This is a genomic window from Nocardia goodfellowii (assembly GCF_017875645.1).
Classification (GTDB): Bacteria; Actinomycetota; Actinomycetes; order Mycobacteriales; family Mycobacteriaceae; genus Nocardia; species Nocardia goodfellowii.
Map to the genome: position 1 here is coordinate 7,790,123 of NZ_JAGGMR010000001.1, position 12,324 is coordinate 7,802,446.

Genomic DNA, 12,324 nt, shown 5'->3' on the forward strand with positions numbered 1-12,324 from the left:
GCCCGGACCCGGCTAGGAGTCCGAGCCCGAGAAAGGCCCCGGCGTGACCGAACAGTCCGCGTCTACTGATCGGAAGCGTCATGTCAGCAATTATGTAGCAAACATTCGGTCGTGCGTGGTCGACTGGCCGCAGCGTCGGTCAGGCGGTCCACTCCGGATCGCGGCCGAGATAGCGCAGCAGGGCGGCGACATCGTCGGAGCCGTTGTCGCGCAAGGCATCCGCGAACGCGAACCCCCGCAGCGGCTCGACCAGCGCTCGCGCGACCGGCAGCAGCCGGCGGGCCGATGCCGCGGTGAGCGGCGACGGCTGACCGGACGCCACCGCGAGATCCCACGCGTGCACCGCCGCGTCGAGCGCGCAGGCTCCGGCGCCCAGCTCCGCGCTCAGCGTGTTCGGCGGTATCGGCACCGAAACCTCCTCCGCGTCAACCGGAACCGTGGCCCACGCCGCCGCGGCCGCGGCCACCGCCTGATCGATGATCACGACGGCGGGCGCATCGAGGGTGCCCGACGGCGCGAAGGGATTCTCCGCCGGGCCCGGGCCGCCGGTGAGACATGCCGCGTACCCGACCTGATCACCGGCGGCGTGCTGAATCACCTGCGCCACAGTCCATTCCGCACATGGGGTGGGCTTTCCCAGATCCGCCGCGGTCAGCCCCCGCACCACGGTCCGCAGCGCTTCGTGCGCGCTGTCCAGAATTGCCCACTCGGTCGCGGTGTTCTCGGTCATCGGTTTCGCCTCTCGCCGCGAACCACATTCGCGCGGTCCGTCTCAGCCCAGCGTATCAGAACGGAATGATTCATTCCACTAATGTGGATGTCACACCCAGATCGGCTCCGTCGTCTACCCAGCGAAACACCCTCTTCCGCTAGGAGAATCCGATGCACACCGCCTACCTTGTCGTCACCGTCGCCGCCGCCCTGTGGGTCGGGTTCTCGGCGGTCTCACTGCTGCGCCGGGCCGCGTTCGTGGTGGAACCGCTGGTGGACTACGGCGTCCCCGAATCCTGGTGGACGGCACTGGGTTCGGCGAAAGCCGCAGGCGCGATCGGCCTGATCGCTGGCCTGTTCATCCCCGCGATCGGCGTCGCCGCGGCCATCGGACTGCTTGCGTACTTCGCGGGGGCCGTGCTCACCGTGCTACGGGCGCGCTCGTACAAGACCGTGGCCTTCCCACTGCTGTACCTGATTCCCGTCGCGGTTGCCCTCGGCCTCGGCGCCGCGGCCTGAACGCACGGCACCCCGCGAACCGAGACGGTTCGCGGGGTGCCGTGTGGTCGTAGCCGACTCAGACGTCGAAGCGATCCAGATCCATCACCTTGGACCAGGCCGCGACGAAGTCGTCGACGAACTTCTGCTTCGAGTCGTCCTCCGCGTAGACCTCCGCGAGGGCACGCAGCTGCGAGTTCGAGCCGAAGACCAGATCGACACGGGTGCCGCTCCAGCGCTCCTTGCCGGTGCCGCGGTCGGTACCGAGGTAGGTGCCGTCCTCGGCCGGTGACGGCTTCCACTCGGTAGCCATGTCGAGCAGGTTGACGAAGAAGTCATTCGTCAACGTGCCGGGGGCGGAGGTGAAGACGCCGTGCTCGGACTGCTTGTGGTTCGCACCGAGGACGCGCAGGCCGCCGACGAGGACGGTCAGCTCCGGAGCGGACAGGGTCAGCAGGTTCGCCTTGTCGATGAGCAGGTACTCGGCGGAGAGGCGGTTGCCCTTGCCGTAGTAGTTGCGGAAACCGTCGGCGCTGGGCTCCATCGCCGCGAAGGACTCCACGTCGGTCTGCTCCTGGGTGGCGTCGGTGCGGCCCGGGGTGAAGGGCACCTCGACGGCGTAACCGGCGGCCTCGGCGGCCTTTTCGACCGCCGCGTTACCTGCCAGCACCACCACGTCGGCGAAGGAGACCCGCTTGTCGCCGGTCTGCTCGGCGTTGAACGCCTCCTGGACCGACTCCAGCGCCGGAATGACCAGACTCAGCTGATCGGGCTCGTTGACCTCCCAGCCGCGCTGCGGCTGCAACCGCAGCCGGCCACCGTTGGCGCCACCGCGCTTGTCGCTGCCGCGGAACGAGGCCGCCGCCGACCATGCGACCGAAACCAGCTGCGCCACAGTCAATCCCGAGTCCAGGATGCGCCGCTTCAGCTCCGCCGCGTCGGCGGCGTCGATGAGGGCGTACTCGCGCGCCGGGATCGGGTCCTGCCACAGCAGGGTCTGCTCGGGCACCAGCGGACCGAGGTAGCGGACCTTCGGGCCCATATCGCGGTGCGTCAGCTTGTACCAGGCCTTGGCGAATGCCTCGGAGAGCTCTTCCGGGTGCTCCAGCCAGCGGCGGGTGATCTGCTCGTAGATCGGGTCCACCCGCATCGACAGGTCGGTGGTGAGCATGCCCGCCTGGCGGGTCCGACCGGCGATGTGCGCGTCCGGCACCGGGACGTCGCTGCCCTTCGGAGTCCACTGGTGGGCGCCGGCGGGGCTCTTGGTGAGCTCCCACTCGTTGCCGTAGAGGACCTCGAGGAAGGTGTTGTCCCACTTGGTCGGGGTCGGCGTCCAGGTGACCTCGAGTCCGCTGGTGATGGCGTCCTTGCCGACGCCGGTGCCGAACGAACTCTTCCAGCCCAGACCCTGCTCCTCCAGCGGAGCGCCTTCCGGCTCGGGGCCGACATGATCGGCCGGGCCCGCGCCGTGCGTCTTGCCGAAGGTGTGGCCGCCGACGATCAGCGCCGCGGTCTCCTCGTCGTTCATCGCCATCCGCGCGAAGGTCTCGCGGATGTCGGCGGCCGCGAGCAGCGGATCCGGATTCGCGTTGGGGCCTTCCGGATTCACGTAGATGAGGCCCATCTGCACCGCGCCGAGCGGCTTTTCGAGGTCGCGCTTGCCGGTGTAGCGCTCATCGCCACCCAGCCATTCGCGCTCGGGACCCCAGTACACGTCCTCCTCGGGCTCCCACTGATCGACGCGGCCGCCGCCGAAGCCGAAGGTGGGCAGGCCCATGTCCTCGATCGCGACATTGCCCGCGTAGACGATGAGGTCGGCCCAGGACAGCTTCTTGCCGTACTTCTTCTTCACCGGCCACAGCAGGCGGCGCGCCTTGTCCAGGCTGGCATTGTCGGGCCAGCTGTTCAGCGGCGCGAAACGCTGCATGCCCGCGCCCGCGCCACCGCGGCCGTCGCTGACCCGGTAGGTGCCGGCCGCGTGCCAGGCCATGCGGACGAAGAACGGGCCGTAGTGGCCGAAGTCGGCCGGCCACCAGTCCTGCGAGGTCGTCATGACCTCGACGATGTCCTGCTTGACCGCGGCCAGGTCCAGGGTGGCGAAAGCGGCGGAGTAGTCGAAGTCCTCGCCCAGCGGGTTCGCCACGGCGGGGTTCTTCTGCAGGATCTTCAGGTTCAGCTGATCCGGCCACCAGTCACGGTTGCTGCCGCCCTCGGTCGGATACTTGAGCCGACCGGCGCCGACCGGGCAGCCACTTTCCGCGGGTTCGGTGTTGGCTTCGGCGATCGGCGGGTGTTCTTGTGCCACAGCAACTTTCCTTTCGATGGGTCGGGCTGTGTTCAGGCGTGGACGCGGGACTGAGCGGCCGCGCAGTCGGGGCAGATGCCCCAGTAGATGACCTCGGCCTCGTCCAGGACGAAGCCGTTGTTGTGTGAAGCGGTCAGGCACGGTGCGTCGCCGACCGCGCAGTCGACATCGGCGATCACCCCGCAGGAGCGACAGACGACGTGGTGGTGGTTGTCCCCCACCCGCGTCTCGTAGCGAGCCACGGAGCCCATGGGCTGGATGCGCCGCAGCAGTTTCGCGGCGGTCAGCGCGCGCAGCACGTCGTAGACCGCCTGGTGGGACACCGCCCCGAGGGACTCGCGCACGAGCCCCAGAATCGAATCGGTGTCGGCGTGCGGACGGTTGTGCACCACATTCAGCACGGCCAGCCGCGGGGCCGTGACACGCAGTCCGGCCGCACGCAGCATTCGCTCGAACTCCGAATTGGTGGACACAATCCGAAGTATGACTCATTCAAGTCTGGACGGCATCTTTTGCCGAAAACTCACCGCTGACCGGCGCAGGGAGCGAACCGGTCAGCTGCCTACTATTCTGCGGAACTGGTTACTGTGCGGTAGCATCCTCGACACCTGATCGGACCCAGCGCTCTCCGCGAGCCGCTGGTCGCGGCGCGATCCCCCGAGGCGCGCTGCCCGCGGTCGAGACAGCGGCGACGGTTGTGGTCGGGCTCGGCGCGGCGCATGGGGGCCGCGCCGAGCAGATCCCGGATTTACCGCCGTCAGTTCGGGCGGGCATTGCGGGCGGTGCCGCGATGAGCGGTGACGGCGGCGGGGTCCTCGGGCCAGGCGTGCTTGGGGTAGCGGCCACGAAGATCGGCGCGAACCTGCGGCCAGCCGGTGCGCCAGAAAGAGGCGAGGTCGGCGGTCACGGCCGCTGGACGCTGGGCCGGGGAGAGCAGATGCAGCACGACCGGCACTCGGCCACCGGCAAGGCGCGGGGTGTCCGCCCAGCCGAAGATCTCCTGGACTTTGACCGCGAGAACAGGCGGGTCGGCGGCGTAGTCGAGGCGAATCCGGCTGCCGGAGGGCACTTCCAGCCGTTCCGGCGCGAGTTCGTCGAAACGGGCGGCCTCGGGCCAGGGCAGCAGGCGGCGCAGCGCCTGCTGCGTATCGATGCGGGTCAGGTCGGCCCGGCGGCGGGCGGTGGCCAGTTCCGGGCCGAGCCAGCTGTCGAGATTCGCGAGCAGGGCGGCGTCGTCGACAGCGGGCCAGGGCGCACCGAGGGTGCGGTGCAGGAAGTCCAGCCGCTGCCGCAGCGCGAGCGCGTCGGCCTCCCAGCGCAGCAGGTCGAGCGCGAACCCGCGACGGACGGCGGTGGCGACCAACGCTGGATCGGGATCACGTAAAGGGCGCTCGGACAACACGATCGCGCCCAGACGCGACACCCGGCGGGCGACGACATCGCCGTCGATCCAGTCCACCTCGTCCGCGGTGCCGAGCAGATTCGGCGCGGCGCGGCGAGCCAGTTCCGCATCGGCGCTGGCGGCCAGGCGAATTCGGCCTTCGGCGCGGCCGGGATCCCGGGCGGCGCCGGCGATCGCGAGCCACTCCGCGTCGGCCAGACCGGAACCGGGCGGCAGTGTCGCCGCGGTGCCGCCCGCCATCAGATAGCTTGTCGAGCCGGGTGCGCGGCGACGAGCGAGTCGTTCCGGATAGGCAAGCGCGGCAACATAAGCCGGATCGTCCGCACCCGCGGTCGGACCGTCGACCAGCCGGGCGATCCGCTGCACCTCTCGCTTCCAGCGCGCCGGTTGTTCGCGGCGCAGCGCGCGCACCGCGGCCACCAGATCCGTTGCGGGAGAGAGGCTGTCGTCATCGAGCAACACCACCACCTCGGCGGCCGCCCGCGCGCCCACGACGGGCGCGCCGTCGAGCAGTGCCCGCGCCAGCCGCGGATGCAGTCCGAGCACGGCCATCCGGCGCCCTCGATCCGTCACTCCCCCATTGGATTCCACCGCACCCAGCGCCCGCAGCACCGCCCGTCCCGCGTTCAGGCCACCGGCCGGTGGTGCGTCCCACCAGGCCAGCCCCTGCCCGTCGGCGGTGCCCCAGCAGGCCAGCTCCAAGGCCAGGCGGGTCAGATCGGCGGTGCGGATCTCCGGTTCGGGATAGGCGGGCAAGGTCGCGTGTTCGTGCTCCGGCCAGCACCGCCAGGCCCGCCCCGGCGCCTCCCGTCCGGCCCGGCCCGCTCGCTGCTCGGCCACCGCGGCCGACACCCGAACGGTCGCCAGCCCGGACAGGCCGCGACGGTGATCGATGCGCGGGACACGCGCCACGCCGGAATCCACCACCGCGCGCACCCCGGGCACGGTCAGGCTGGATTCGGCGACCGCGGTGGACAGGACGACCCGACGGCGCGTCCCCGGACGCAGGGCACTGTCCTGATGCGCGGCCGTCAACCGGCCGTGCAGTGGCACCACATCCACCCCGGACAGGCCGGACAGCAGATCGGCGGTGCGCCGGATCTCGGCCGCCCCGGGCAGGAAAACGAGAACGTCCCCGTCGACGTCGGCCAGCGCCATCCGGGTGACGCGGGCGACCTGGGCTTCGATCCGCTCCCGCGGCAGGGCCGGAACGTAGGCGATATCGACCGGAAAGGCCCGGCCGTGCACCTCCAGCACCGGGGCCGGATCGCCCAGCAGCGCAGCCAGGCGGTCCGCGGCCACCGTGGCCGAGGTGGCCAGCACGCGCAGGTCCGGACGCAGACCCGCACGCGCGTCGAGCAGCAACGCCAGCAGCAGATCGGCGTCGAGATGACGTTCGTGGCACTCGTCGAGCACCACCACGTCCACGCCGGACAGTTCCGGATCGCTCTGCAATCGGCGGACCAGCAACCCGGAGGTGACGACTTCGATCCGCGTCCGCGGCCCGACGCGGCGATCACCGCGCACCGAGTAACCCACGGTCGCGCCCACCTGCTCGCCCAGCAACGCCGCCATCCGGGCCGCCGCCGCGCGGGCGGCCAACCGCCGGGGCTCGGCGACCATGATCCGCCCGGCGTGCGCGGCCGCCAAGGCCAACGGCACCAGGGTGGTCTTCCCGGTGCCGGGCGGCGCGACCAGCACGGCGGTCTGCGCGGCGGCCAGCGTGGCGGTGATCCGGCCGAGGTGCGCTCGGACCGGGAGATCGGGAAGTTCGGGCAGGTTCATCGGCGTCAAGTCTGCCGGGAGCCGGGCCGGGTTCAGTCGAAGGGTGACCGGTCGATGCCGCAGCGGGTGCCCTCCGGCGGCAGCACGCCGCTGAACAGATACTCCCGTTTGATGCGCTCGGCACAGCTGCTCGGCACGTACATGCTGCTGTGGCCCGCGCCTTCGATCACGACCACCCGTGCGTCGGCCAGCTGGTCGGCACCGGCGTAGGCGCCGGGCAGCGGCGTGGCCGGATCGAAGCGGCTGTTGAGCACCAGGATCGGCGCCGCCGTGCGGCGGTCCCAAGGTCCGGTGAAGCGGTCGGCGTCGCGCGCCTGCCAGAAAGCGCAGGTGGCACTGGCGAATACCGGAATGCGGCCGAAGTAGGGCACTCGGAGGTCTTCGGAGATCGCCGCGCGCGTGTAGATCTCCGGATCGGTGGGGACGGTGCTGTCGGCGCACTGGATCGCGTGGAAAGCCTCGGTGCGGTTACCGGTATAGGACGCGCCCTTGGCGATCGGCAACAGGCCGGGCAGCGTGGTGCCCGCGTCGAACAATTTTTGCAGCAGGTTCGCGAGCTCCGGATAGGTGGCCGACTGCGATAGTTCCGCGGCCGCGTTGACGATGGCCGCATAGGTCCATGCCTGCCCGTCCAACCGGATCGGGGATAGTCGGGCACGCTCGGCCAGCGCGATCCACTTGAGTCTGGGCTCACCCGCGGCGAATGCACAGCGTGGTCCCGCCGCCGAACACTGGCCCAGGAACGCCGCGAAGGTCTCCGAGATGCCCTGGGCCACATCCTGTCTGACGTCGAGGGGGACGACGGTGCCCTGCCCGGCGTGCCCGTTGACGTTGCCCTCGAAATCCATCGAGCCGTCGAAGGCCATGGCCCGCACCCGGCTCGGGAACATATTCGCGTAGACCGCGCCGACCTGGGTGCCGTAGGAGATGCCGTGATAGGTCAGCTTCGCGTCGCCCACCGCGCGGCGCAGTAGTTCGAGGTCACGGGCGGTATTGGCGGTGGAGGCGTGCTCCAGGATCGGCCCGGCCTGCTGCTCGCAGCGCTCGCCGAACTCGCGGGCCCAGGCGTAGTAGGCGGCTTCTTCGCCTGGGGCGGTGGGCATTTCGGGAACCGACCCGAGGAAGGCCAGCTGCTCCGCCACCGTCGAGAAGCACCGTGCGGCCGAACTTCGCGCCACCGCTCGCGGATCCCAGGAGACCAGGTCGAAGCGCGCCCGCAGCTCCTCGGAGAACAGCCACGGCCACCGCGCCCGCTCCCGCAGCCGGTCCACCCCCGACGGTCCGGGCCCGCCGAAGTTGACGAACAGCGTGCCGATGCGCCGATCGGGATCGGTGGCCGGCAACTTGATCACCGCCAACTCGAGCTGCGCGCCGTTGGGCTGGTTGTAGTCCAATGGCACCGGCGCGGAAGCGCATTGGAACCCGTCCTGGCAGTCCGACCAGTGCAGCACCGGGGTGTAGGCGGCCGAGGCGAGCGGATCCACGTAGGAGTCGACAGCGTCCTCGGCGACCGCCGGAACCGGCAGGCCGAGCACGCCGACCGCGAGCACCAGCGCCGAGGCCGCGCGCCGGACCCATCGAAACCTGTTGGGTCCTATACGCGCATCCAAACCAGAGCCTCCTGCACCGAGCTACGAACCGGCTGATCGTGCCATACCGCGAGACCCGCTGCCATAAACGGAGACCTGGACCACACGGTCCAGGCTCCGCGCCCGGCTACTTCGCGGGCAGTTCGACGCCGGTCGCCGCGGCGATATCGGCGAACATGCCTTCGGCGGCTTGCACGCCGATGCCCGACATCCAGATCTCGTCGTCGACCTCGATCGCCTTGCCGTTGCGCACGGCGGGCAGGTCGCGCCAGATCGGACCGGCGGTGACCGACTTCTTCTCGGTCTTGTCCGGATCATCGATGGTGGCGATGAAGATCAGCTCGGCATCGGCGAGATCGATCTGTTCCGGACTGATCTCCTTCATGATCTTCGCGTCGGGTCCCTCGGCGATCTGGGACCGCGGTCGCGCCAGCCCGATGTCCTCGAGCACCACACCGCTGTAGGAGTTACTCATGTACAGGCGGGTGGGTCCGGCCAGGAAGCGGATCACCGAAACGGTCGGCAGGGCGCCGTTGTTCTTGGCCTTGATCGCGGTGCCGAGCGCGCGGGCGCGTTCCTCGTAGTTCTTCAGCGCGGTCGCGGCCTGCTCGTCCAGGCCCAGCGCCTTGCCGTGCACCAGCAGGTTCGCTTTCCAAGGGCCACCGGTCGTTTCGGTGAACACGGTCGGTGCGATGCCGCTGAGCTTGTCGTAGATCTTGTCGTGGCGAACCTTAGAGGACAGGATCAGGTCCGGCTTCAGCGCGGCGACCCGCTCCAAGTTCGGCTCCAACAGCGGCCCGACATCGGTCACGCCGTCGGCCTTGTCGCCGAGGTACGCCGGGAATCCGCCGCGCGTCTTGGTGTGCGGCACCACCGCGCCGACCGGCTTGACGCCGAGCAATGTCACCGAGTCGAGCTCGGCGGTGTCGAGCACCACCACCCGCTTCGGCGCCTTCGGGATCGTCACCTGACCCTTCACCGTGTCCAGGGTGCGCGGGAAAGCGCCCTGCGCGACCGCCGAGGTTCCGGAATCGGTTGTGCTGGAATCACTTCCGCAAGCGGCCAGGCCGGAGACGCCGAGGGCGGCCGCGACCAGCGCGACGGCCAGGCGGCCCGCTCCGGACCGGCGAAATAATCGGGTGGACATGACTCGTCCTCATTTCTGTTGGGGTTCTGACTCGCCGTTCAGAGGCGAACGGCGGTGTGCCGGGCCGCGCGGCCGCGCGGAACGACCAGCGGCGTCCCGGTTTCCGGGTCGGGAATCACGACGGCGTCGACCCCGAAGACGGTGCGCACCAGCTCCGCGTCGAGCACCTGCGCGGGCGGCCCGGCCGCGGCCAGCCGTCCTTCGTGCAAGACCACCAGGTGGTCGGCGTAGCGCGCCGCCTGGCCGAGGTCGTGCAGCACCATCACCACGGTGCGACCGGCGTCGGCGTGCAGATCGGCGACCAGGTCGAGCACGTCGAGCTGGTGGCGCAGGTCCAGGAAGGTGGTCGGCTCGTCGAGCAGCAGCACCTCGGTGTCCTGCGCGAGCGCCAGTGCGATCCAAGCTCTTTGCCGCTGCCCGCCGGAGAGCTGATCGACCTGCTGATCCCGCAGCTCGGCGGTCCCGGTGCGGCGCAACGCGTCCTCCACCGCGGCCTGATCCGCGGGCGACCACGGCCGCAACAGTCGCTGGTGCGGATACCGGCCGAGCCGCACCAGCGCTTCGACGGTGATCGCCTCCGGGGTGATCGGCTGCTGCGGCAGCAGACCCAGCCGCAAGGCCAGCGTCCGCGCCGGCATCCGATGGATATCGGCGCCGTCCAAGGTGACCGTGCCACCGGACGGGCGCAGCAACCGGGTCAGCCCACGCAGCAGCGTGGACTTCCCGCAGGCGTTCGGGCCGACGATCGCGGTCACCGCGCCGCCGGGCAACGCCAGATCCAGTCCGTCGATCACGGCACGATCGCCGTAGTGCAGGCCGAGGCCCCGCGCGGCCAATTCGTTGGTGCTCAAGCGGTTCTCCGATTGACCGGGCTGCTCTCCCGCAGCATCAAATACAACAACCACGGTGCGCCGATGGTGGCGGTAAGAATGCCCACCGGCAGCCCCTCGACCGGGAGCAGGTGCAGCACCACCTGATCGCAGCCCACCAGCAGCACCGCCCCGGCCAGGCCGGTGACCGCGAGAGTGGCCGCGGTGGGCGGTCCGACCAGCAGCCGCACCAGCTGCGGCACCGCCAAGGCCACGAACGCGATCGGCCCCGTCAGGGCCGCGGCCAAGGAGGCCAGCGCGACCGTCGTCAGCAGCAGTTGCAGCCGCGCCGAGGACACCGAGACGCCGAGCGTGCCGGCCGACTCGTCACCCAGATCCAGCACCGCCAGCTTCCGGTACTGCAGGAACAGCAAGCCCAGCACCAGGATCGACGCGACGGCGGCGCCCTGCACCTCGGGCCAGGTACGCCCGTAGAGCGAACCCGCGGTCCACTGTTCCGCCGCCCCCGCAAGCTCGCGCGGGAACCGCACCACGATCAGATTCACCGCCGCCGCCAGCCCCGCCTGCACGGCCAAGCCGACCAGCACCAGGCGGGTCACCGGGAACCCGGCCCGCCAGCCGATGGCCGCGAGCAGCACCGCCGCCAGCAATCCGCCGCCGAGCGCCCCGACCGGTATCAGCGCCTGACTCGCTCCGGCCGCGAGCACCGCCACCGCACCCAGCGAGGCGCCGCCGGTCACGCCCATCACATCCGGCGAGGCCAGCGGATTACGGAAAAGACGTTGCAGCACAGCGCCGCCGGCGGCCAGACCGGCCCCGGCGAGCACTCCGGCGATCAGGCGCGGGGCCCGGAACTCCTGCACGATGTAGACCTCGCCGGGATCGCCGGCGCCGAACGCGGCCCGCAGCGCTGTCGCCGCCGACATCTGGACTTCGCCGACGGACAGCGCAATGGTCGCCAGCACGACCAGAGCGCCGGCACACAGGACCCCGACCAGCAGGGTGCGGCTCACATGAATGTTCTTCATCGCAGCTCCCGGCGGCGCGCGAGCAGCGCCAGCAGCGGCGCGCCGAGGAACGCGCTGATGATGCCGACCTCGAGCTCCGAAGGCCGGGCGATGAGCCGGCCCGCGATGTCGGCGGTGAGCAACAGCAGCGGTCCCGCGATCAGGCAGCCCGGCAGGATCCGGCGCTGGTCATTACCGAAGACCAGCCGCACCAGGTGCGGCGCGGCCAGTCCGATGAACGCGATGGGCCCGGCGACCGCGACCGCCGATCCGGCCAGCAGCACCACCGATACCATGCCCGCCAGGCGAATTCGGGCGACCGGCAGGCCGAGCGCGACGGCCGCCTCGTCACCGAGGGCGAGAGTATTGAGCGCGGGGGCGATCACCAGCCCGGCCACCGCGCCGATCGCGAAGGTGGGCAGCATCGGCGTCAGCACGGCGAGGTCGCGGCCGGCGATCGATCCGGCCAGCCAGAAACGCGCTTCATCCAGGGTGCGCTCACTGAACAGCAGCACCGCCGAGGTCCAGGAGATCAACACCAGATGCAGCACCGTGCCGCCCAGGACCAGCCGGGTCGGATCCAGGTCTCCGGCGCGGCGGCCCAGCGTCAGGGTGAACATCGCGGCCCCGGCGGCCCCCGCGAAGGCGAACCACACGAATTGGACCGGCTGGGTGAGACGCAGCGCGAAAATGGCCACCACCACCGCGAAACCCGCGCCCGCGTTGATACCCATGGTGGTCGGTGCGGCCAGCGGATTACGCGTCACACCCTGCAGCACCGCCCCGGCGAGCCCGAGCGCCGCCCCGACAACGAGGCCGACGACGGTGCGCGGCAGCCGCATTCCCGTGACCGCCATCGCGTCTCGCCCCTGCGCGTCGCCCAGCAATGCCTCGACCACCGTGCCCAGCGGTACCGAGCGCGCACCGAAGGCCAGGCTCAGCAGGCAGACCAGCAGCAACGCAGCAAACGCCATGAGCAGTACCGGTATCCGGTACCGCATCGAGGCCCCGCGGGCCGTGTCTACCGATGCCATGGACGGAGAGTATAGG

At 70.4% G+C, this 12,324-nt stretch carries 10 protein-coding genes; 1 reads left to right on the top strand and 9 read right to left on the bottom strand.

Translation table 11 applies throughout. The features are described from left to right. Positions 1-139: 139 nt before the first annotated feature. Positions 140-730: a TIGR03086 family metal-binding protein gene (locus tag BJ987_RS36115; protein WP_209897502.1), complete on the bottom strand. Its 591-nt coding sequence runs from the start codon at positions 728-730 to the stop codon at positions 140-142. A gap of 152 nt (positions 731-882) precedes the next feature. Between BJ987_RS36115 and BJ987_RS36120 the strand changes: the two genes are divergently transcribed. Further along, positions 883-1,230, top strand: coding sequence for a DoxX family protein (locus tag BJ987_RS36120; RefSeq protein ID WP_209897503.1), 348 nt, complete (start codon positions 883-885; stop codon positions 1,228-1,230). A 58-nt stretch (positions 1,231-1,288) separates the two neighbouring features. Here the strand turns inward: BJ987_RS36120 and katG are convergent, their stop codons facing one another. The 8 genes from katG to BJ987_RS36160 all read right to left on the bottom strand — a co-directional run bounded on the left by katG (position 1,289) and on the right by BJ987_RS36160 (position 12,308). Continuing rightward, positions 1,289-3,514, bottom strand: a complete 2,226-nt coding sequence (gene katG / locus BJ987_RS36125) for a catalase/peroxidase HPI (RefSeq protein ID WP_209897504.1) — start codon at positions 3,512-3,514, stop codon at positions 1,289-1,291. Between the two features lie 32 nt (positions 3,515-3,546). After that, positions 3,547-3,960 (bottom strand): Fur family transcriptional regulator, encoded by a 414-nt coding sequence (locus BJ987_RS36130; RefSeq protein WP_245367844.1) that lies wholly within the window; start codon positions 3,958-3,960, stop codon positions 3,547-3,549. A 311-nt stretch (positions 3,961-4,271) separates the two neighbouring features. Beyond that, entirely contained in the window at positions 4,272-6,701 is a 2,430-nt protein-coding gene (hrpB, locus tag BJ987_RS36135; RefSeq protein ID WP_209897506.1) for an ATP-dependent helicase HrpB, read from the bottom strand. A gap of 32 nt (positions 6,702-6,733) precedes the next feature. Then, on the bottom strand, positions 6,734-8,311 hold the full coding sequence (locus BJ987_RS36140) for an alpha/beta hydrolase (RefSeq protein ID WP_209897507.1): 1,578 nt from the start codon (positions 8,309-8,311) through the stop codon (positions 6,734-6,736). Between the two features lie 106 nt (positions 8,312-8,417). Continuing rightward, positions 8,418-9,437 (bottom strand): ABC transporter substrate-binding protein, encoded by a 1,020-nt coding sequence (locus BJ987_RS36145; RefSeq protein ID WP_209897508.1) that lies wholly within the window; start codon positions 9,435-9,437, stop codon positions 8,418-8,420. A 38-nt stretch (positions 9,438-9,475) separates the two neighbouring features. Beyond that, complete coding sequence (locus tag BJ987_RS36150) at positions 9,476-10,288, bottom strand: ABC transporter ATP-binding protein (RefSeq protein ID WP_209897509.1); 813 nt, start codon at positions 10,286-10,288, stop codon at positions 9,476-9,478. Then, positions 10,285-11,295, bottom strand: coding sequence for a FecCD family ABC transporter permease (locus tag BJ987_RS36155; protein WP_209897510.1), 1,011 nt, complete (start codon positions 11,293-11,295; stop codon positions 10,285-10,287). Before BJ987_RS36155 ends, BJ987_RS36150 begins: the two co-directional genes overlap by 4 nt. Continuing rightward, the gene (locus BJ987_RS36160) at positions 11,292-12,308 is read right to left on the bottom strand and encodes a FecCD family ABC transporter permease (protein ID WP_245366288.1); all 1,017 of its coding nucleotides are present in this window, start codon (positions 12,306-12,308) and stop codon (positions 11,292-11,294) included. Before BJ987_RS36160 ends, BJ987_RS36155 begins: the two co-directional genes overlap by 4 nt. Between the last annotated feature and the right edge of the window lie 16 nt (positions 12,309-12,324).

Coding starts and splice junctions, on each gene's coding strand:
- hrpB (WP_209897506.1), bottom strand. CDS start 6,701: ATGAACCTGCCCGAACTTCCCGATCTCCCGGTCCGAGCGCACCTCGGC.
- BJ987_RS36130 (WP_245367844.1), bottom strand. CDS start 3,960: ATGCTGCGTGCGGCCGGACTGCGTGTCACGGCCCCGCGGCTGGCCGTG.
- BJ987_RS36115 (WP_209897502.1), bottom strand. CDS start 730: ATGACCGAGAACACCGCGACCGAGTGGGCAATTCTGGACAGCGCGCAC.
- BJ987_RS36160 (WP_245366288.1), bottom strand. CDS start 12,308: ATGGCATCGGTAGACACGGCCCGCGGGGCCTCGATGCGGTACCGGATA.
- BJ987_RS36120 (WP_209897503.1), top strand. CDS start 883: ATGCACACCGCCTACCTTGTCGTCACCGTCGCCGCCGCCCTGTGGGTC.
- BJ987_RS36155 (WP_209897510.1), bottom strand. CDS start 11,295: ATGAAGAACATTCATGTGAGCCGCACCCTGCTGGTCGGGGTCCTGTGT.
- BJ987_RS36145 (WP_209897508.1), bottom strand. CDS start 9,437: ATGTCCACCCGATTATTTCGCCGGTCCGGAGCGGGCCGCCTGGCCGTC.